Consider the following 22,741-nt stretch of genomic DNA (forward strand, 5'->3'; position numbering starts at 1 on the left):
AAGAAAAAATTCTCAAAATAACCCTCTTTCCTCCCCTACCTCCCCTGCCTATTCCCACCCCTCTGTTTCTCCAAAGTTAACGTACGTAGTAGGATTGTTCAGGTACGCCTAGAGATGTGACTCATTCACAATTAGGCAACCTAGAATTAGAGCAAAAGACGATTCCTCAAACAAGCACACTCCAATGCGTATTTCTTTGAACTGGCTGCGGGAACTAGTAGAGATAAAACTTAGCCCAGAAGAATTAGCCCATATTCTCACAATGGCTGGGTTTGAAGTCGAAGATATTGAAGACCGCCGCACTTGGGCAAATGGCGTTGTTGTGGGGAGAGTGCTTGAGCGTCAACCCCACCCCAACGCTGATAAGTTGAGCGTTTGCCAAGTAGATGTCGGTGCATCGGAAACTTTAAATATTGTCTGTGGCGCACCTAATGTCAGAGCCGATATTTATGTGCCTGTGGCAACTGTAGGCGCTTATTTACCTAACATTGATTTGAAAATTAAACCCGCAAAATTGCGTGGTGTTCCCTCCCAAGGGATGATTTGTTCTTTGAAAGAACTCGGTTTACCTAGTGAGGTAGACGGCATTTATATTTTCCCCCAAGAGAACTTACCCTTGGGTAGCGATGTGCGTCCATTGTTGGGTTTGGATGATGTGATTTTAGATGTCACTGCTACGGCTAACCGTGCAGATGCCTTAAGTATGGTGGGTATAGCGCGAGAAGTGGCTGCGCTGACTGATGCAAAATTGAATATCCCTGAACCGGGGGAAGTATCTGTGTCTGGAAGTGTGGGCAAGTTAGGTTTAAAAATTGCCGACACCCAAGCTTGTCCTGCTTATATTGGCACAGTCATTGAACAGGTAAAAATTGCTTCATCCCCTGAATGGTTGCAACAGCGTTTGCGTTCGGCTGGGGTACGACCGATTAGTAATGTAGTTGATATTACTAATTATGTGTTGTTGGAATGGGGACAACCATTACACGCCTTTGACCAAGAGCGATTAAAGTTTGTTGCCAATGCTGACAGTTTAACTATTGGTGTGCGCTTTGCCAATCCAGGGGAAACGCTGAAAACCCTGGATGGGCAAACTCGCAACCTGACAACACAAAATTTATTAATTACGGCTAATGATCAACCCGTGGCTTTAGCGGGAGTTATGGGCGGTGAAGAAACCGAAGTCCACGAGGGTACACAAAGCCTAATTTTAGAAGCAGCATTATTTGATTCTGTGGCAATTCGTCGTTCTTCTCGTAGTGTGGGGTTACGCAGTGAAGCCTCTGGTAGATACGAGCGGGGAGTGAATCGGGCAGAGTTGGAAATAGCTAATCGCCGCGCTTTATCTTTAATTAGTGAATTGGCTGCTGGTGTGATTGTCCATCAGGAAATCGCTGATACTCGTCCCGATCCTGCAAGTTGGAGTCGTTCGATTTTACTACGTTTAGACCGGGTGAATGAAGTACTCGGCCCAATCAACGTGGGAGAAACTGGAGAACTGGAAGCCAAAGATGTAGAACGTACCTTGACTGCATTGGGATGTGAGTTAACTCCAGCCGGCGAAGGGACTTGGAATGTTTCCGTACCACCCTATCGTTACCGCGATTTGGAACGGGAAATTGATTTAATTGAAGAAGTTGCTCGTCTCTACGGTTATGATAATTTCTGTGATACCTTACCAGACAAAGCAGAAGCTGGTTATTTACCTGTAGATCAAGAACTGGTACGCAAGTTACGCGCTGCGCTACGGGCGGAAGGTTTAACAGAATTAATCCATTACTCCTTAGTTAAGCCAGGGGAAGATAGACAAATAGTCTTGAGTAATCCCTTATTTGCTGAATATTCAGCCCTGCGAACTGATTTACTCGCTGGCTTAATTGACGCTTTCCAATACAACCTAGAACAAGGGAATGGTTCCCTAAATGGTTTTGAAATTGGGCGCATTTTCTGGCAAGAAGAAGATGGGTTACAAGAAAAAGATGCGATCGCTGGCATCATAGGAGGAGATACAAGCCTGGGCAAATGGTCGAAGGGTAGTAAAGAGCAACCCCTGGCTTGGTTTGAAGCTAAGGGCATCCTAGAAAGCGTATTTCAGCAACTCGGCATCTTGGTAGAATATCAACCCGACTGTCGTGACGAACGCTTACACCCAGGACGCACTGCCTCATTATGGATTGGTGGTAATAGATTAGGCATCTTTGGACAACTCCACCCCCAACTACGGCGTGACAAAGACTTACCAGAGTCAGTCTATGTGTTCCAACTGGATTTGGATGTGTTTTTGAATGCTTTAGATAAAGATGAAATTCTTGTACCTACATTCAAACCTTACTCCACTTATCCCGCAAGCGATCGCGATATCGCCTTCTTTGCACCTGTAAAAGTCTCCGTCTCGGAAATCGAAAAAGCCATTAACAAGGCTGGCAAAGGTTTACTAGAGTCGGTAGAAATATTTGATGAATATCGCGGTGAAAACGTCCCCCAAGGACAACGGAGTTTAGCATTTAGACTAGTGTATCGGGCAAGCGATCGCACTCTCACAGATACGGAGGTCGAACCAGTACACAACAAAGTCCGCGAAGCTTTAGTAGAGAAATTCGGTGTAAACCTCCGCAGTTAACTAAAAATAAGTGATGAGTTGACACATCACTCATCACTTATGATTAATTTTGAATTTTGAATTTTGAATTGAATCACTATGCCTAAATACATTGTTTGGGGAACCTACTGCGAAGACGTTCTCGAAAAACGCACACCTTACCGTCAAGCACACTTGGATGGATTAGCAAAACAAAAAGAATCTGGTGTGCTGATTACTATTGGCCCGACCAAAGATGTGACAAAAGTGTTTGGTATTTACGAGGCGGAAGATGAAGCCACAATACGTCAGTTAATTGAAAATGACCCCTATTGGCAACATAATATTTGGACTGAATATGCTGTTAAGGAGTGGATTCAGGCTATTTAACACAGAATGGACTTTTTTTAGCACCTAATTCAACTTTTGTCCCCCACTGAATTCGTAGTAACGAATCTTCATGGGGGACATTAAACTTTGAACTTGCCTGGTGATGAATAATACTATATGCAGTTGAAACTTATTTATAGCTGTCGCCAGTAGTGTTAGGACATCAATAGATGATACAACCTAGACACAACAAGACTTTTAACCCATTCCCCAGTCCCCAGCTATATATCTTTGGAGTTGCTAACTGGTAATTTGTATAGTGCGACAAATGACCAATTAGCTATTACCTACCCAGACCAAACATATCGTCAGAACTAGCAGAACTAGATATCACACTTTTCTCGTGGGGTATTCAATTTCACTACTCTTGACCTCTTCTGCTGTTAATAATTCCCGAATTAGACGCACAGTAGCTTTCTGAAATAATTGATTAGCAACTTGCTGTCCCAAACGTTGCACACCAGGATTGAAAGCCAACTGAGCCACTTGAGGTGCAAACTGTGCTGGGTCAAAGCCACGGGTTTCTTGCAAAATATTTAAAATATTTTTGACGTGTTCTAAGGTTTGTTGTTGCTCAACTGTCGCGGCTGGAGTTTCGTTGATGGCTGTGATACCTACTCTTTCTCTTAGGAGGTAGGTAAAGTTATGCAGCACATTTTTACTTAAAGCATTGATTCCGTTGAGAAATTCATCGACTAACTTATCTCTAATAAAAGAACCGCGTTCAGATGAGAGAAAATCTACACCTTGATTCACTACTAAGTTAAGGTCGTAGTCTTGGTTTTTCCGCGCATTACGTAATAAGTTTTCTAACCGATTCCAACGAAATCTACCATCTTTAAAAAGCAAGTCTCGCAGTGAAATTCTTAATTCTGGTGCTGGGTCGGTTAACAAACGTTTAGCGACGTAGGGATAAGCCTCGCTCAAAACTTTAAAGTTGGGATCTATATAGATAGCAATCCCTTCCAGGGTAACGAGAGAGCGAATGATTAAAGCGTAGTAGGGAGGTACGCGGAAAGGATACTCATACATCAATTCTGATAGCTCATCAGTGATGCTCTTAATGTTAAATTCGGCGACACTAGCGCCTTGAGCATTAGCGAAAACTTTGCCAAATGCGGGAATAATTGGGGTGAGGTCTGTTTCTGGGGAAAGGAAATCTAACTTAACGTAATCTTTTGCTAACCCTTCAAAGTCACGATTAACTACGTGGACGATCGCCTCAATTAAACCATAACGTTGCGGTGGTTTAATCTCACTCATCATCCCAAAGTCAAGATAAGCGAGTTTACCGTCTGGTGTGGCTAACAAGTTACCAGGATGGGGGTCAGCGTGAAAGAAGCCATGTTCTAAAAGTTGCCTTAAGGAACACTGCACACCAACTTCAATCAAATAACGAGCATCTATCCCTTGGGAGCTAATCTCTTCTGTCTGGGTCAGTTTTGTGCCGTTGATCCACTCCATCGTCAAGACACGACGGTTCGTATATTCCCAGTATATTCTCGGTACATATACGTCTTGCATATGACCATATAGTTGGAAGAAACGTTCAGCATTTTCACCTTCGTGGATATAATCCATCTCTTCAAAAATGCGATCGCCTAATTCATCCAAAATCCCAACTAAGTCACTCCGTACCCTCTTGACTTTCTTCTGTATCCAAGCCGCTAGCCCACGTAAAATATATAAGTCAATCGTAATTCGTTCTCGTAAATCTGGGCGCTGGACTTTAACCGCTACTTCTTCCCCTGTTTTTAACTTACCTTTATAAACTTGTCCCAAAGAAGCAGCCGCAATTGGTTGGGCTGAAAGTTCAGCGTAAACCTCTTGTGGTGGCTGTCCTAATTCTTCTTGAATAAATTGGTAAGCAATTTCATTAGGAAAGGGTGGTAACTGGTCTTGTAACCTTGTTAGTTCTTCTAAATATACGGGAGGGACTAAATCTGGTCTAGTAGATAAGGCTTGACCAATTTTGATATAAGCAGGCCCCAGTTGCGTTAATAATTCTTTTAACTCAATAGCTCGACGACGGTCATTTTTGACGACTACTCCCCGTTTAATATCCCACCACAACCCAAAGGCAAAGGAGAAAGTAGGCCCCAACACAGCAAAAATCCGCCGCAAAACTTGCAGGGGTCGATGACGATAATGCTCTGCTACCGCTACAGGGTCGTAAACTATTGTCTCAGGTTCGAGATTTGCAGTTACCACCACCTGGGGTCTTTCAGAGCTTACGGGTCTTGATGAGCGCACAACCAAGGCTTGTGTATCCTTTAGCTGTAGTTCGCCCTCAATCGGTCGGGAATTTGGGGGAAGTGTCTTCACAGTCATGAATAGAGCCACCGGTCGGATTGAACTTGTTAAGTATTGTAACAATATCTTTACAGGAAATTGCTAATTTAGTTTGGGAATTGAGAACTAGAGACTAGGAATATAATTTACCTGGTCTTTTTTTGCTCCTTTGCTCCCCATCCTGCCTTTTTTGTTACACTTGAATGTGCTTGCTAATTCAATGGTAGTAGGTATTGCTGGTTGCCGAAAGTGGGAAATATCCGGCATCTGCCCCTCTAGGAGAATATGGCTTGATGTTGCTTTGCCTGCGGATTGAAAATTTTGCCCTAATTGATCAACTGGAACTGGATTTCGGCGCGGGTCTAAATGTTTTAACAGGTGAAACCGGCGCGGGAAAATCAATTATTTTAGATGCAATCGATGCTGTGTTAGGTGGAAAAGTTTCTAGTCGGGTGATTCGGACTGGGACATCTAGGGCAATGGTGGAAGCCACTTTCACTACAAATCCCCCCTTAGCGGCTTGGTTGACAGAACAAGAAATAGATTTAATTGACGATAATTCTGTAGTCATTAGTCGAGAGATTACCGTTAGTACTAGTAATATCCGCAGTCGATCGCGGGTGAATGGTGTGTTGGTCAATCGCCAACTTATGGGCGGACTGCGCGATCGCTTGGTGGAAATTACAGCCCAAGGTCAAACAGTACAAGTAGGACAATCAGCCCAAGTCCGGGACTGGTTAGATATGTATGGTGGTGATGCTTTAATTCAGCAGCGTCAACACATCGGTACAGCTTTTAGTGCTTATCAGCAAGCCCATACAAATTTAGAAAAGCGCCGGACATCAGAACGGGAACGACTGCAACAACTGGACTTATTAACCTATCAAGTCCAAGAGTTATCAACAGCCAATCTCAGCGACCCCCAGGAATTGGAACAACTGCAACAAGAACGAGAACGCCTGAATCACGTTGTTGATTTACAACAGATGAGTTACAAGGTCTATCAGGCTTTGTATCAAACTGAAGATGAAACCCTAGCCGTCTCAGACCTCCTTGGCGACAGTGAAGCCACCTTAAACGACATGGTGGAATATGACGGGCAGTTACAACCACTGTTAGATTTGGTGAGGGATGCTCAAACAGCTATTTCAGAAGTAGCAAGGCAAATTAATACTTACGGGGAAAGTTTGGAAGCTGACCCCCAGCGTTTGGAAGAAGTAGAAGAACGGATTCGAGAGTTAAAACAAATCTGCCGTAAGTATGGCCCCAGCTTAACAGAAGCGATCGCCTACAGTGAAAAAATCCAAGCCGAATTGGCAGCCCTCAACGATAGCGAACAATCCATTGAAAGTTTAGAACAGCAAGAAAAAGTCTGTTTTGATAAACTAACTCAGTCCTGCCAAAAGTTAACTCAGTTACGCCAGAAAACAGGCGCTACCTTAGAATCTCGGTTGATAGCTGAACTTAAACCCTTGGCAATGGAAAAGGTGAAGTTTCAAGTAGAAATCTTGCCAACTGTGCCAACATCTGCTGGTGCAGACAAAATTACCTTTATGTTTAGCCCCAACCCAGGGGAACCACTACAACCATTAACAGAAATTGCTTCTGGTGGGGAAATGAGCCGTTTTTTATTAGCCCTGAAAGCCTGTTTTAATCAAGCTGATGCGGCAGCGACATTAGTATTTGATGAAATCGACGTTGGGGTTTCGGGGAGAGTAGCACAGGCGATCGCCGAAAAATTGCACCAATTGAGTCAAAGTCATCAAGTATTATGTGTCACTCACCAACCACTAGTAGCAGCGATGGCAGATAAGCATTTCCGCGTAGATAAGCAGACTATTACCCAAGGTAAGGGTAAAAAATCCAACAATGGCAACAGTGAACAGCGTACTGTAGTGCGTGTGACAAACTTAGATGATTTGACTACACGCCGGGAAGAATTAGCCCAGTTGGCTGGTGGGAAATCCGCCAGTGATGCGATCGCTTTTGCGGAAAGTTTGTTAACCCAAGCGGCTAATCACCGTCAGGGACAGAGGAGTTGAAATTGCAATACTCCCTTAATTAGCCGCATCAAGAATTTGCTGTGCGGTTAAATTTAACTGGGGAAAGCTAGGTGATGCGATCGCGCTATTCCCTTGAAATCCCGTCAATTCATGGAAGGTTAATAATTTGGTCAATGCTTGGGTCATGCTATTACCTCCACACCCAAATTATACATTCGTAGATAATCATCAGGTGAAGACCTAGAGTCAGCGACGCGACTATTGACCAGTTGGCTCTATTGTCACTCTGACAAAAAAATTACTGAAGTCTGGTTTGCTTCCATCCCGATTATGTCCAGGAGTAAAGCTTTCGTTTTTGAACAAATCACCAATAAGTTGCTCATATAAGCTTTTCTCAGCTTGTAAACTTGCTGGCTCTATGTTGATCACGATCGCCTGTTGGAAGTTACCATTTTTATCAATTACCAAACTGGCTAGTAACTGTGTCGGCTTAATTGGAGAATCGCCAGGAAGATAGCTAGAGTCTACAGTTTTTGAACTACTTCCTTGGTATGCAGACAAGACTTCTGGTAAATCATTGACTAATTGACGTGCTTCTGACTCTGCCAGAGGAGTCAATGTGGCGATGGCGTTCCGCCCACCGGAGGTGATCGCTCCCCTGGCGGTAGAATTTGCATTATCCTCAGTGGGGGTGTTTGCAGGTTCTTCTGTTGGAGTTGGTGTATATTGCTCAGTAGGAATTTTTGCAGTTTCTCCTGTTGGGGTTGGTGAATTGTCCCCAGATGGAGTGTTTGCCGTTTCACCGTTAGCATTAGCTGGGTTATCCTGCGTTGGAGTGTTTGCAGTTTCTCCAGAGGATGTATCTGGGGTGTCTTCTTCATCTCGCGGAGTTTTGTCTTCTACTGCTTCCGACTCTTGTACTTGTTCCGGTGTAACAGGTGGAATATCTGAAGGTAGGGGTTTTCCCTGTCCCAGTTCGATTTCTTCACGACGATTCCAAGGAAGTTCACCTACAGGAACTGTTGGAGTAGGAGTGGGTTCTGTTTCTGTGGTTGGTGTAGGAGTGGGTTCTGCTTCTGTGGTAGGTGTAGGTGTAGGTTCTGGTTCTGTAGTTGGTGTAGATACCGATTGAGGAAAAACTTTCACCTTAGATTGAGCAACATTATTATTTTCCTGCTGGGATTGCTCACCAGAATTTACAATCTCAGCATCCTGATTTATGGAAGTTTGTGGTGGTTGTGTTGTGGTAGTGTTTGGTACAGACTGTTGAGGTGGTGACGAAGCAGGTTCATCTGTAGAGTTAGTCTGAGGTGTAACTTCTATCAACTCTATAGGGACAACACTTTGATCTTGCGGTGGAAACCACAAACCCACAGTACTAGATGAACGTATTAACCAAAAAGCTAATAAGTGGAGTGAAGCTGAACCTATAGCTACAGCAAACCATAGACCAGGTGGATCATTATGTCTCCGCCAGACTTTAGCGGGAGTGGGAGTTTTATCCGCTACCGATGTTGTCATATTTAGATATAAATATATGATTCGGAGCTATTGCTAGTGAATCTAGGTGAATATTAACGGTTAACCATTAATTCTGATTTCACAGCAAAAGTCAGAACTGTTTCATCTATTCCTTTAAGTTTTAGCGGACTACCTTTAGTAATTTCTTCGTCTTGTAAATAATCTGCTACAGCAGCAGAAACCAGAATTGTACCGGGAACAGCAGCCGATTGCAATCGAGCAGCGATATTGACACTAGGCCCAATGGCAGTATAGTCAGCACGTTCAGCACTACCAAACATTCCCACAACCGCCGTCCCTTGGTGAATACCACAGCGAAACTGCACACCGCCATAATCATGAGTATCAAAGATCCCCTGATTCCGCCAACGCTGGTTTAATTGGGCCAATGAGCTGTGCATAGCTCTAGCCGTATTGACTGCTCGACGCACCTGCTCATTAGGTGTGAGTTCTTCTGGCGCTCCATAGAGAGCTAAGATAGCATCTCCCATAAACTTATCTACAGTGCCACCATTATCAAACACAGCTTTAGTCATGAACTCTAAATACTCATTCAGTAATTCTGCCACTCGCCGGGATCTGAGAGTGTTGGCTAACTGTGTAAAACCAACGATGTCGCTAAACAACACCGTAATTAAACGCGGTTCTGGACGCAAATCTAAGCTCAAAGAACCCGCAGCCGCTTTCGACACCAAAGCAGGCGGCAAAAAGCGCTTAAGAACTGATTCTGTTAGGTAAGTATTTAACTCCAAAACTCGCTTTTCATTTTCCTTCAAAGCTAGAAGATTGCGAACCTCTGCCAGAAGTTCCCGGTCATTAAATGGTTTTGCTAAATAAGCATCCGCCCCATGTTCTGTGCTTTCGATGCGGGTTTCCTCATCCACCTTTGCGGTTAGCAAAATGATTGGCGTTCCTTTCACCTTTTCATCGTTGCGAACCATCCGAATCATCTCTAACCCAGTTACCAAAGGCATCATCAAATCCGTAACAATTAGATTAGGAGTCAGTTCTTGGACTTTACTAAATCCTTCATAGCCGTTACGAGCTGTATAGACTTGATAGCCACTACGGCGGAGAATATCGGATACGTAAGTTCGCAAATCCGGGTTGTCATCAACAACGAGGATTGAATGTGTGGATTGCTGTGTGCTGTTTGCTGTATGCTGAGTCTCAGAAATAGGTAAGGGATTAATAGTTTCTATATCTATATTTTCTAGTGTTGGTTCTACCAGTTCTAAATCAGCTAGTTCTACACTAGCCCGGCTAGTGGTCAGTTCAACAGGCGTATCTGATACTTGCTGTAGAGGTAAGTGAGCATTACCGATAACTAGCCATAGGGTAAAGGTTGTACCCTTACCATAGACTGATTCGACAGTAACTCTACCACCGTGTAGTTCTACTAATTCTTTTACTAAGGCTAAACCTAAGCCGCTACCTTCATAGGAGCGATTTTCTGAACCTTCGGCTTGGCGGAAGCGCTCAAACAGATGGGGAATTTGCTCTTTAACAATGCCAATACCTGTATCTTGGACTTGCAAGATGCAGTGGTGTCCCTGGGATTGTAACTTGACACTGATTGTGCCACCTTCTGGTGTAAATTTCATGGCATTTGACAGCAAGTTATAAACCACCTTGTCAAATTTTTCCATGTCTATATAGACAGTAGGACATTCATCTAATTCTGTAGTCAGATGTAGCGCCTTTTTTTCGCAGTAGGGGCGAAATGACTCAACAATTTGACTGACAAAATCCACTAAATCACAAGGACGGAAACTAGGCTGCATTCTCCCTGCATCGAGACGTTGCAAATCTAGTAGTTGGTTAACTAACCGCAACAACCGTCGGGAGTTACGCAAGGCGATCGCACTTTGGGCATAAGATAACCCCTCCCCTGTTCCCACTGCCGATTCTAACGGCCCTTGAATTAAGGTGATGGGAGTACGAAATTCGTGGGATATGTTTTGAAAAAATTCGGTTTTTTGCTTGTCTAGTTGCAGCAGGCGCTCGGCTTGTTCGCGGGTTTTCTGGTATAAATGGGACTGTTGTACGGCGATCGCTGCTTGTGCGGCTACAGCTTTTGCCAGTTCAATATCAGCTGATAGCCACTGCCTAGCTCTCTTCCCTTCTCGCAGGGTAATACTGCCTATACATTTGCCATCCGCCAGTAGAGGCACAACCATGAGCGATCGCGCTGGCATTTTCAAATGTAAATCAAACCTTTTGGTTTCCCAATCCGAATGATTCATATCCGTAATTATTACAGGCTCATGGGTTTTTAATATTTCCTGTAAAATTGGATTTTCTAAAATAGGTGCTTGGGACTCTGGTAATTCCTGAGTTATCAGACGGTGATTGTCTAGTGAGTCTTCGCTATGTCGAGAACTATCATACAAGCCTACACACTTGACAAACTCATCCTCTTCCGTCCACAAAGACAAGACACATCCATCCACTTGTAAAGCTTGCCCCAATTTTTGGGTAATTGCTGCAAAAATATCTTCAGGGTTGAGACTAGAGCGAATCGCTGTTGTAATGGTATTGATCAAGGACTCTCGTTTTGCCAGCGCCCGTACCTGTTCATAAGCATAAGCCTGGGACAAAGCCAAGGCAGCTTGATCTGCTACCATCAAAACTAACTGCACTTCTTCTTCTCCCCAGACGCGTGCTTGGGAACATTGATGCAGTGCCAAAACAGCCATCAGTTCTTGTTGGCAAATCAGTGGCACAACTAAACTAGAACGGATATCAGCCGCAGCAAACGCATCATTTCTGTGCTGTAGTTCGGGGCTATCTCCGTGAATGCGCTCATCACCTGCCACATCATGAATTATCTGCACTTCGCGGGTTTCCCAGACAGTATCAGCCAGAATAGTCAGAGGGGCAGAATCATGTATAGTTTTTTCTACTGCGGCTGGAGAATCTTTTTGGTAGACAAATCCTTCATCTACTAATTGACCATCTTGAAAAGAACGTAATAAACAGACATCCACCTCTAACATATGACCAACTGTATCGACAATTGCTTGCAAAATTTGTCGATAGTCTAAAGCACTACGAATTGTATTGGTGACGGTGTTCAGCAGTGACTCTTGACGCAGCGTGCGGGTTAGTTCACGAGTGCGGGCTTTAAGAACATTGTGAGTATCCAGGGCTTGGCGGACTACTGCTTTGAGTTCTTCGGCTTCCCAAGGTTTGGTGACATATTTGAATACCTTACCAGCATTAATTGCTTCTACTAAGTCTTCTACGTCAGTGTAACCAGTTAATATAATCCGAATAATATCTGGATATTGTGTAGCTGTCAGGCTCAAAAATTCCGTACCACTCATGATCGGCATTCGCTGATCGGAGATGATCACTGCGATCTCTCCCTCTTGCGCCAGCAGATCCAGTGCCGCAGGGCCAGATATAGCTCTCAGCACCTTGTAGTCACGATAAAAGGTGCGGTAAAGCAGGTCAAGGTTGTCTGGCTCATCATCAACAACCAAAATTTTGGGCTTACTGTTTACTGGGGATTTCATGCACCGCTTTCCTGCTGTAACGGCAGTCGGATAAAGGTTAATCTCATTGGGAAGGATTGGTTCACAGTAATTTGCCTCAATGGCTTTTTAGGGCTGCCATTTGCGCTAGTGCAGTGCAATTGGTCTCGTTATCAAGTTTTGCTTTACAGATTTGATGCTTATTAGTCAAATCTTGCCTCACCTCCAACAAAAACATTTCAGTCTTACTGTATACATTCTTCGAGTCTGGTGCAAAAACCAACTAGATGAAGCTACATATTAAGTTTGCCCGTTGTGACAGTTGTGCTAACACATTTAAGTAAATTTTATTTATAGCAGTTATCTTAGAGTAAGAGGACAGCAATTAGGGGCTAGGCTTTCTCCGTAAGCGTCAGTATTAAAAGATATGACAGAGCATTGCTTCCCCAGAGAGGTAAGCGTAGCATCCCACAAGGAAGTCTTAGCCGAGTATCTGAGAGTCTTCGCACTAAATTTGTGATACACTGAGCGCTCAGACTGCCTAAGTTTTGTCGAAGTCTCAAAATTTTACGTCGCCGTCCGAACAGAATTGGGCTAAGAGTGCGAAAGCCTAAGGAGACGGATGGAATAATAGTTGACAACTGACCACTGACCATTGACTATTAAATCAATTTACAAGTTCAATTTTCCCAGTTGCTGTTTAGAATATTTGAGAAGATTTTATTTGAATAATATAAATATTCAACTAGCCTTGACATCCTGGTTTTTTGATCCATCTAGCCACAAGCCAGTCACAGCAGATACTAAGCCAAGTTCTCACCAGGTTCACATTCGTGCTGCTACACCTGCTGATTTGACTAGTATCGCCCAAATTATTGCGGAAAGTTTTCACTCTCAGAATGGTTTCTGGGGATGGGCTTTTCCACTACTCCGCTTGGGTATTTATGAAGATTTCAAACATCGCCTATTATCGCCTACCCCCCATCACCTTTGTTTGGTTGCTGTGGAAACTACCAACAATGGAGTTGATCGGTTAGTGGGAACGGTAGAAGTTGGCGTACGTTTTAGTGATTACTGGACGCAGACGGGCAAAAGCTTTCCTTACCTGTCTAATTTAGCGGTTCATCCTCAATACCGTAGGCATGGTGTGGCTTCAAAATTGCTTGTCAAATGTGAGCAAGTTTCCCAAGAATGGGGATTTCAGAATTTATACCTGCACGTTCTGGAAAATAACTATCAAGCGCGTCAGCTCTATTTTAAGTTAGGATATCAGGTACACAAAATTGATTCTCACTGGAATAGTTTTTTATTTCGCCGCTCTCAACACATTCTTCTGCACAAACACATCAATATCATTTCCACTAGCTAAATTAATTGTTTGTGAGAAAAAGTGCAGTGATAAAACGGTTCTTTTCGGTTCATTGTAGAGAACAACCTCTATAGGAGTCTCATACAGTCGTGATTGAAAATTTATGTTCTAGGAGGTACTTAATCATGGAATTATTATTCTCTGAACAGAATTTTTAATTCATAAACTTTTATCAATCACCTTAATATTTTGGTTAAATCTTATGAATTAGTAAGCATTCACCACTCACTAATAAGACACTCATAGATTTTCCAGTAAGATTAACTTCATAAAGCTGTATGCTATCATTCCTTCTTGCCTTAGTGCTAGCCTCTACGGACAATAGCTATGAATCCTTATGTGAGGATGGTTCTAAATGAATTTGTACTAACTCTTCTGTGGAAATAATGCTATCTCAGCTTTTTGATTGACTTTATATTATTTCGACCAAGAAATATAATATGAATATCTCATCTTCATATAAAACGTGAATTTGCTATAATATTACCAAATAAAAATATTGCGAAATATCAATTTTTAGATAAACAGCAATATCAGTAGAACTACCTTAAATAAATTATTAAATCCTTACAATAACTTATCATTAAATATATTAGACTTTATCAAAACTTTAAACAAAATGCACGTATTTTTAGAGACAATATTGATTAATTCACATACAATGTGATCACTCGATTAATGACTTGCATTAATATATTTGTATCTTAGTTAAATTGAACAACCAATTTATATTACTAAGAAGCAATAAAAACTGAAGTGGTTTTAACCATAAATATCCACTTTAAGTTGTCCACACAACTCAGTTATTAAAAAGTTTGCAAAAACATGGATAGCGAAAAACTCCACCGCTATCAAACTACTATGGTATCAACTTACTACCCTGACACAAGTTGCCTTGACGATTTTGTCATGCTAGATGGGACTGAGCAATCACATAGCTCGGACGTTCTGACACTTCTGCACAGTGGAGAAGTTTTTATCGTCAATAGTCGGAGACGGAACGGATTAATATTATTTAAGCGCTACCATGCAGAATTTGCGGGTCCAGGGGCAGCGATTGGTGGGGACTATGATTGTGATTGCCAAAAGGTCATACCCATAGGCAATCTTTCTTTGTTAAGCCCTGAATCTTATGAAGAACGCCAAAAAGCTTATTTAATCCGACGACAATGGATTCGTTTAATTAAACAAATTACAGAAAACCCAGTACCTCAGCAGCGAGTGCAGAAGATTCTGGATCAGTTCGAGCAATACTTTCCACCTACGACGGTAGCTGATTTACCCGATGTTGCTTTTGCTTTGTTAGTAGGAGTGCTACCACAAACTGCGGGAATGGTACGTCGTTGGGGTAGTGAAACGGAATAGATTGATATTTGGGGATTGGTAATCGGTAATTTGTGTCTCCTCTAGCCTACAAGCTCTGGCTTTATTAAGGCTGTTTGTATATGGTTAAGCGTGCGGATGTTTTCTTCAGGTGTACCTATGGTAATTCTCAATCCGCCGCTTATTTGCCGTACTAATGTGCCAGAATTCTTGAGTTGTTGATGAAGATTTAGTAAAGTAGTGTCTGATGAATTGTCACTATCTGCTTTCAGACGCAAGAAAATAAAGTTGGCGGCACTTTCTGCAACGGCTAGTGCAGGATGCTGAGAGAAGGCATTAATCAGCTTGGTGCGTTCATCTAGAGTTTGAGGAATGGATTCTAGTAAGATGGCGCGATTTTGTAAGGCAACTAAAGCAGATGCAATGGAGAAACTAGGTAGATTGTAAGGTAAGCGGACTTTTTCTAAAATAGCGATCGCTTCTGGATGAGCGACACAATAGCCAACGCGCATGGCTGCTAATCGAAAAGCTTTAGAAAATGTGCGTAGAATTATCCAATTAGGACGCTGTGCCAATTCGCTGACTAGGGTATTTTGGCTAAACTCAAAATAAGCTTCGTCAACTACTACTAAAATTCGTTCGCTGAGACTTTTCAACCATCTCAACTCATTTGCAGTTAAAGGATTAGCTGTGGGGGAATTGGGATGAACGACGAACACCACCCGAATGGGAGGATTTAGAGTTTGTTCAATTGCAGATTGAGCTGCTGTTAAGTCGATGGCAAAATTATCAGGATTCCTTGATACCGACACGACAGGAATACCCAAAGTTTGTGCCAAAATCCCATACATGGAAAAGGTGGGATTAGCAACGAGAATAGACCCTTCTCCGCTTAAACACGTAGCAATTAATAAAGAACGGATTAATTCATCCGAACCATTACCGACAGATATATTAGCGGCGGTAAACCGTAATGATGAAATATTAGCGGATTCGTTGACATATTCGGCGATCGCACTTTTAAGTGTCTCATGTCCGCCATCAGGATAACGATTACTTTCAATTACTTGCTGAAAAGTCCAGGCGAGCTTTTGTTTTAACTCAGGAGGCAAATCATAGGGGCTTTCGTTAGTATCCAACCGATCCAATTGGGGCGGGACGGCTGAGGCTGTATCGCTGCTGGGATGAGGTTTGTAGGCGTTAAATTGGGCTAAATCTGAGCGGATAAAAGGAAGCATAATTAATCAGTTGTCAGTGGTCAGTTGTCAGTGGTCAATAGCAAATTACAACTAACAACTGACACAAAACATTTATCAGGAGAGTTCATATTCTACCGCTTTCGGGTAACTGACAAAATAGGCTAATTGCTTGCCATATTTCTTCCATGACATTACCTAAGGCGTGGTCGCTGTCGAGTTCTATTAGTTCCACCCAAGGACGGAAATGAGCAAAATCGCGGCTGGCTGTGATGGGGATGACTTCATCTTGTTTGCCATGCAAAATCAAGGTGGGGACGGGGCGTTGTATTTGGTCTTCTTGGTATTGAGCCGCATCTGTGACGAAATTGTAACTTAGGGGAAGCGACTTCCCTTCGCCATAATGGTAAACCGGGTAATATCCGTTTTGTTGCCAACTTTGTACAGCTTCTTCACCCATTTTGGGCAACCAATGGGATAAAAAACCAAATGCTGGCGCTAATAAAACTAAGCGTTGTACTTGTAAATATCGCTGTCCTAGATAAGCAGCAGTTAAACCGCCTAAACTAGAACCTATCAGCGTTATTGGTTCAGAATTATCAGGGAAAATTGCGGCAACTTGTTGAATTTGGCGCGTGATTGTTAACTGAGAAAATTCACCAGCATTGAGATCAGGGATTGTTAGCTGTATGTGAATTTGGGCGAAACGCTTGCTAATATCTTGTGCTTTCGCAGATAGGGGGCTGGAAGCAAAACCGTGGAGGTAGATGTATTTGGTCATTGCTCAGAGACGCGATTAATCGCGTCTGTACAGTTGTCAATTTTCTTTCCCCTGCTCCCTGCTTCCTACTTACTTCATCGCATAGTGACAAATTCCTCGGCGGAGGAGGGATGAATGCCAACGGTAGCATCGAAGTCTTTTTTGGTTGCTCCCATTTTGACAGCGATCGCTACACCTTGGATAATTTCAGCAGCATTTTCACCCACCATGTGAGCGCCTAAAACTTTGTCGGTTTTGGTATCAACCACTAATTTCATCATTATGCGCTCTTGTTTGCCTGTGAAACTGTGATACATGGGGCGGAAGCGGGTGCGGTATATTGTGACGGCATCATCACCGAGTTTTGCCCGTGCTTCGGCTTCCGTTAGTCCGACTGTAGAGGCTTGTGGGTTAGAGAATACAGCAGTAGCAATAGTTTCGTGGCTAAATTCTCGGCGGTTGTTGCCAAATTCACTGTCGGCGAAGGCGCGACCTTCACCAATGGCTACGGGAGTGAGGTTTAAGCGGTCTGTAACATCACCAACAGCATAGATATTGGGTTGGCTGGTTTGGCTGTATTCGTTCACTGCAATGGCATTCATGGTGCTGTATCCTGGCCCCTCTATAGAACTGTCAACAACATCAACACCAGCATTTTCCAGACCTAAACCATCTACGTTGGGAACCCGTCCTGTAGCTACTAAAAATACATCGGCAATGATTGGTTCTTGGTCTTCACCAGATAAACTTATTTTCAAACCTTCTGGTACTTGTTCAATAGCTGTAACTACGTTTTTAGGAATAATCCGAATACCGTGATTTGTCATCCCTTCTTGAATTTCGGTGCGGATGTCTTCATCAAAACCTTTGAGAATTTTGTCACCTCTGGTAATTTGGGTGACTTGTGAACCCAAACCACGCATGATTCCGGCAAATTCTGTACCGATGTAACCAGAACCAATGATAGCGATGTGTTTTGGTTGGGTTTTTAGGTGAAAAATTTCGTTGGAGGTGATGCCATATTCCATCCCTGGCAACTCTGGTTTGATGGGACGACCACCAACGGCAATTAAAATTTTATCGGCGGTAAATTTACGCTCGCCTACTTCTACTGTGTGATTATCTACCAAAGTAGCACGACCAGAGATCAGTTCTACCCCGGCTTTTTCTAGAAAGCTGATGTGCAGTTGGGATAGTCGCCGGACTTCCTTATCTATAGATGTAATGAAATGTTCCCAATTTAATTCTGCCTTACCGACTTGCCAACCATAGCCTGCTGCATCCTCGAATAAAGCGGGAAAGTGAGAACCATAAACCATGAGTTTTTTGGGTACACAACCCCGAATGACACAGGTTCCACCCACTAAATCATTTTCGGCGATCGCTACTTTTGCGCCATAGCTAGCAGCTCGTTTAGAAGCAGCCAAACCACCAGAACCAGCACCAATTACAAACAAGTCATAATCAAAAGTCATAATAACCTAACATACTATTTGCTGATATTTAATGTAACAGTTGTTATTTGTCAATTGTCAGTTGTCAACAGTCATCAGTTCCTCCCCTATTACCTTTCATTTTGAACCAAATCCACCGCCTCCAGGGGTTTCTATGACAAAAACATCCCCAGGCTGCATTTCTGCTGTGGCGGTACTATCTAAATTTTCTTGGGTTCCGTCGTGACGTTCTATCCGGTTGTGTCCCACTTGTCCGGCTTCTCCACCATTTAACCCAAAGGGAGGAACTAAGCGATGTCCAGAGAGAATATTCGCTGTCATGGGTTCTAAAAAGCGGATGCGGCGCACGACTCCATTACCGCCGGAATATTTTCCTTTACCTCCACTGTCAGAACGCAGACTAAAGCTTTCCACAAGTACAGGGTAACGAGTTTCTAATACTTCTGGGTCAGTGAGGAGAGAGTTAGTCATGTGGGTATGAACTGCGTCGGTACCATCAAAGTTAGAGCCTGCGCCGGAACCACCGCAGATTGTTTCATAATATTGATAGCGATCGCTCCCAAAGGTAAAATTATTCATGGTTCCTTGAGAAGCAGCCATCACACTCAGCGCACCATATAAAGCATCAACGATGGTTTGGGACGTTTCCACATTACCTGCTACTACTGCACTGGGGTAAGTTGGATTTAACATACATCCTTCAGGAACGATAATGTCTAAAGGTTTAAGACACCCAGCATTGAGGGGAATATTATCATCAACCAGCGTCCGGAAGACATATAAAACTGCTGCTTGGGTGACTGCTTTGGGAGCATTAAAGTTACTATTTAATTGTTCAGATGTGCCAGTGAAATCAATTTCTGCACTACGCTTTTCTCTATTTATAGTTACTTTGACTTGGATTTTAGCGCCGCCATCCATTTCATAAATAAACGTGCCATCTTTGAGGACATCAATTGCCCGTCTTACTGACTCTCCCGCATTATCTTGGACAAATTTCATATATACTTGGACTATTGGCAATCCATATTGAGCCACCATTTTATGTAGTTCTTTAACTCCCCTTTCATTGGCGGCGATTTGTGCCTGAAAATCAGCAATATTTTGGTCAGGATTACGGGCAGGATAAAGATGATTTGCCAGCAAGTTTCTAACTTGAATTTCCTGAAAATTTCCGGCTTCAACTAAGAGAAAATTATCAAAAAGAATACCTTCTTCTTCTACTGTAGTACTGTGGGGAGGCATGGAACCGGGAGTAATCCCACCAATATCAGCTTGATGTCCGCGAGAAGCAACGTAAAATAATGGTGTCGGGGGATTTTCTTGAGTTTCTGGGAAGACGGGGGTAATGGCTGTGACATCTGGGAGGTGGGTTCCGCCGTTATAGGGATTATTAGATAGATAGACATTCCCTGGCTTGATGGTTTCGCCTTTATCATTAATTAAACTACAGACGCTTTCACTCATTGACCCCAAATGTACAGGAATATGAGGGGCGTTAGCGACTAATAATCCTGATGAATCAAAAATAGCGCAGGAGAAATCTAGTCTTTCTTTAATATTGACTGATGCGGCAGTATTTTGTAGAACAATCCCCATTTGTTCGGCGATGAATTGATAGAGGTTTTTGAATATTTCTAACCTAACGGGGTCTGGTTGAGATGTTGTGTACATTGTTAATATGTTCCAAAAATATTGTCAAATTTTAGTTTTTAAAACTAGCAGTTTCCAAGAAAGTAACGAATGCTGAGTCAAAAATATCAGTTTCTAGACTCTAATCTCTTGTTTAAACCCGTTGTAAAATCAAATGATTGCGTTCAGTTAATCTTGCCTGCCAATTAGGCTCAACTACAATCGTACTGATTTTTTCAATGATGATGGCAGGGCCGTTAATACTATCTTCCGGTTGTAAGTCTTCTCGACGGTAAACGGGTGTATTATGCCATTTATCTGCTGTAAACATTTGTACTATTTCAACAGATTTGGGTATTTCCTCTATGGAAGGGTTACGGATAATTAACGGTTCTTCGGGAGTATTCATTTGTTGAATCACTTCTACTGAGATAGATTCAACAATTAAATTTTTCGCTGACTGGATGAAACCATAACGAGATTTATGTTCTATTTCAAATTCTTGTTTCATCGTTGTCACATCTGAGGAAAAGTCAACTGTTAAAGTAGAGTTAGTTCCTGCATATTTTAAATTTACTTTTCTTACTACTATCTCATTATTAATTGTTTCAATATTACTAAATTCACTTCTGGCTTGGGTTTTTAAAAACTCCATTAACTGTAATAATTGAGGAATTAATGCTTCAGTTAGAAATTGTTCTACTCCGGCGACTCTAGTAGCACGGACATCAGCTAATCCCATACCATAAGCAGAAAGAACCCCAGCATAAGGATGAAGAAATATCTTTTTCATGCCTAATGTATCGGCAATTAAACAAGCAACTTGTGCGCCTGCGCCACCGAAACAACAAAGTACATAATCGCTGACATCATAACCGCGTTGGAGACTGATTTTCTTAATCGCATTTGCCATATTTTCTACTGCGATGGCAATAAATCCAGCCGCTACTTGTTCGGGTGTACGATAATTTCCTGTGACATCTGCAATATGTTGGGCTAGTTGAGTAAATTTCTGAATGACAATATCTTTATCTAAAGGTAAATTGCCATCAGTCCCAAACACAGAAGGGAAATATTGGGGGTGAATTTTACCTAACATCACATTGGCATCTGTGACAGCCAAAAGTCCACCACGCCGATAACAAGCAGGCCCAGGATTTGAACCAGCCGATTCTGGGCCGACACGATAACTAGAACCATCAAAGAATAAAATTGAACCGCCACCAGCCGCAATAGTGTTAATTGCTAATACGGGAACTCGCATCCGCGCACCAGCTATTTCCGAATCTAATTGACGTTCATACTCACCTTTAAAATGGGCAACATCTGTACTTGTACCACCCATATCAAAGGTAATTACTAACTCAAAGCCTGCTCTTTTACTAGTTTGAACTGCGCCAACTATACCGCCAGCCGGGCCGCTTAAAATACTATCTTTTCCCTGAAATTTATCAGCATCCGTTAAACCGCCATCAGATTTCATGAACATTAATCTGATATTAGGCAACTGATGAGATACTTGGTTGACATAGCGCCGTAAAATCGGAGTTAAATAAGCATCTACTACTGTTGTATCTCCTCGGCTTACTAACTTCATTAAGGGACTAACTTGGTGGGAAATGGAGATTTGAGTAAAGCCAATTTCCTGGGCGATTTGGGCTACTTGTTGTTCATGAATGGGGTAGCGATCGCTGTGCATCAAAATAATGGCACAGCTACGAATGCCTGTATGGTAAACTGCTTGTAAATCTTCTTTGACCTGGGCAATGTTGACAGGTGTTAATTCATTTCCTTGGGCATCATAGCGTTCTTCTACTTCAATTACCTGTTCATAAAGCATTGTCGGTAAAACAATTCGCTGTGCAAAAATGTTCGGACGATTTTGATAGCCAATTCTTAACGCATCTTTAAATCCTGTGGTAATCAGTAGGACAACCCTATCTCCTTTTCTTTCCAACAGAGCATTTGTAGCTACTGTTGTTCCCATTTTGACTACTTCTATTGCTTCATCAGAAATGGGTTCATTCCGTGACAGCCCAATGATATCTCGAATACCTTGGATAACTGCATCTTGATATTGTTCAGGATTTTCGGAGAGTAATTTATATACTATTATCCATTCTTGATTAGGCAGAGGAACAATCAGAAAACGTTCGGTTGACTTTGATAATCTCTCTATGATCTCTTGATTATGGGTAACAGCAACAATATCTGTGAATGTACCACCCCGGTCAGCGAATACTTTTAACATTTCCCTATTTATACGGATATGTGTATGATAACCATGAGGTGTGTAAAAGAGAAGTCTTTATGCTGTTTTTGATGGTTTATAGTACATAACCCTAAATTAGGCAGGTTGCGTTCTTTCGGAATATAGGCGATCGCACGCAGTGTAATGCCCAGGCTACACCAAATAAACAAATTAGGGAACCTCCCATCCTAATGGCCCCGTCCAGTCGGTAATTTCTTTGATAATTGCTGTGCTGGCTTTGCCAACTACAACTATATAAGCTGTTCCTATTGCACCAACGGTAACTAAACCCAAGTGATTAAAAATAGAATATGTAGGATTCATACTTGATTTTTGAAATAGTCGGACATAATAGCTGATATAAATAAAGTCCGCTTGCGCGGACTACGGACATTGGATAAGGTTAGGTTATTACCAAGATGGCCTACTATTTTCTAGAGGCTGATTTCATTCTTGATGAATAGTTGATATAAATCAAGTATCTCTGACTAAATTT

The 22,741-nt window shown here is 42.4% G+C and carries 15 protein-coding genes; 5 read left to right on the plus strand and 10 right to left on the minus strand.

Features of this window, described 5'->3' with window-relative positions; all coding sequences use genetic code 11:
- Positions 1–184: 184 nt before the first annotated feature.
- Together pheT and ACN222_RS24750 are read left to right on the plus strand one after the other, a co-directional pair.
- Positions 185–2,617, plus strand: a complete 2,433-nt coding sequence (gene pheT, locus ACN222_RS24745; RefSeq protein ID WP_010999084.1) for a phenylalanine--tRNA ligase subunit beta — start codon at positions 185–187, stop codon at positions 2,615–2,617.
- Positions 2,618–2,695: 78 nt separating this feature from the next.
- A complete protein-coding gene (locus tag ACN222_RS24750) occupies positions 2,696–2,965 on the plus strand; it encodes a YciI family protein (RefSeq protein WP_010999085.1) in 270 nt (89 codons plus the stop codon).
- A gap of 330 nt (positions 2,966–3,295) precedes the next feature.
- Here ACN222_RS24750 and ACN222_RS24755 read toward each other — a convergent pair whose 3' ends face one another.
- On the minus strand, positions 3,296–5,296 hold the full coding sequence (locus ACN222_RS24755; protein ID WP_044522419.1) for an ABC1 kinase family protein: 2,001 nt from the start codon (positions 5,294–5,296) through the stop codon (positions 3,296–3,298).
- 254 nt (positions 5,297–5,550) lie between these two features.
- Here ACN222_RS24755 and recN point away from each other — a divergent pair, with 254 nt between their 5' ends.
- Positions 5,551–7,299 (plus strand): DNA repair protein RecN, encoded by a 1,749-nt coding sequence (recN, locus tag ACN222_RS24760; protein ID WP_010999087.1) that lies wholly within the window; start codon positions 5,551–5,553, stop codon positions 7,297–7,299.
- A gap of 15 nt (positions 7,300–7,314) precedes the next feature.
- Here recN and ACN222_RS24765 read toward each other — a convergent pair whose 3' ends face one another.
- From ACN222_RS24765 to ACN222_RS24775, 3 genes are all read right to left on the minus strand, one after another.
- The gene (locus tag ACN222_RS24765; RefSeq protein ID WP_269083584.1) at positions 7,315–7,446 is read right to left on the minus strand and encodes a hypothetical protein; all 132 of its coding nucleotides are present in this window, start codon (positions 7,444–7,446) and stop codon (positions 7,315–7,317) included.
- Between the two features lie 72 nt (positions 7,447–7,518).
- Positions 7,519–8,781 carry a hypothetical protein gene (locus tag ACN222_RS24770; RefSeq protein ID WP_010999088.1) on the minus strand — a complete coding sequence of 421 codons (1,263 nt, stop codon included), beginning with the start codon at positions 8,779–8,781 and terminating at the stop codon, positions 7,519–7,521.
- A gap of 53 nt (positions 8,782–8,834) precedes the next feature.
- Positions 8,835–12,302, minus strand: coding sequence for a response regulator (locus tag ACN222_RS24775; RefSeq protein WP_010999089.1), 3,468 nt, complete (start codon positions 12,300–12,302; stop codon positions 8,835–8,837).
- Between the two features lie 682 nt (positions 12,303–12,984).
- On the opposite strand from ACN222_RS24775, the gene ACN222_RS24780 reads away from it, so the two are divergent.
- Positions 12,985–13,629 (plus strand): GNAT family N-acetyltransferase, encoded by a 645-nt coding sequence (locus ACN222_RS24780; protein WP_231865493.1) that lies wholly within the window; start codon positions 12,985–12,987, stop codon positions 13,627–13,629.
- Between the two features lie 825 nt (positions 13,630–14,454).
- Positions 14,455–14,994 (plus strand): hypothetical protein, encoded by a 540-nt coding sequence (locus tag ACN222_RS24785; RefSeq protein ID WP_010999091.1) that lies wholly within the window; start codon positions 14,455–14,457, stop codon positions 14,992–14,994.
- Between the two features lie 41 nt (positions 14,995–15,035).
- Here the strand turns inward: ACN222_RS24785 and ACN222_RS24790 are convergent, their stop codons facing one another.
- The 6 genes from ACN222_RS24790 to ACN222_RS24815 form a co-directional block, all read right to left on the minus strand.
- Positions 15,036–16,190, minus strand: coding sequence for a histidinol-phosphate transaminase (locus ACN222_RS24790; protein WP_010999092.1), 1,155 nt, complete (start codon positions 16,188–16,190; stop codon positions 15,036–15,038).
- 85 nt (positions 16,191–16,275) lie between these two features.
- A complete protein-coding gene (locus tag ACN222_RS24795) occupies positions 16,276–16,929 on the minus strand; it encodes a YqiA/YcfP family alpha/beta fold hydrolase (protein ID WP_010999093.1) in 654 nt (217 codons plus the stop codon).
- 74 nt (positions 16,930–17,003) lie between these two features.
- Positions 17,004–18,383: a glutathione-disulfide reductase gene (gor, locus tag ACN222_RS24800; RefSeq protein ID WP_010999094.1), complete on the minus strand. Its 1,380-nt coding sequence runs from the start codon at positions 18,381–18,383 to the stop codon at positions 17,004–17,006.
- A gap of 96 nt (positions 18,384–18,479) precedes the next feature.
- Positions 18,480–20,036, minus strand: a complete 1,557-nt coding sequence (locus ACN222_RS24805; protein WP_010999095.1) for a hydantoinase B/oxoprolinase family protein — start codon at positions 20,034–20,036, stop codon at positions 18,480–18,482.
- A 112-nt stretch (positions 20,037–20,148) separates the two neighbouring features.
- Positions 20,149–22,245 carry a hydantoinase/oxoprolinase family protein gene (locus tag ACN222_RS24810; RefSeq protein WP_010999096.1) on the minus strand — a complete coding sequence of 699 codons (2,097 nt, stop codon included), beginning with the start codon at positions 22,243–22,245 and terminating at the stop codon, positions 20,149–20,151.
- Between the two features lie 171 nt (positions 22,246–22,416).
- The gene (locus ACN222_RS24815; protein WP_010999097.1) at positions 22,417–22,569 is read right to left on the minus strand and encodes a hypothetical protein; all 153 of its coding nucleotides are present in this window, start codon (positions 22,567–22,569) and stop codon (positions 22,417–22,419) included.
- Between the last annotated feature and the right edge of the window lie 172 nt (positions 22,570–22,741).

Source organism: Anabaena sp. FACHB-595, from assembly GCF_048568275.1.
Lineage (GTDB): Bacteria > Cyanobacteriota > Cyanobacteriia > Cyanobacteriales > Nostocaceae > Trichormus.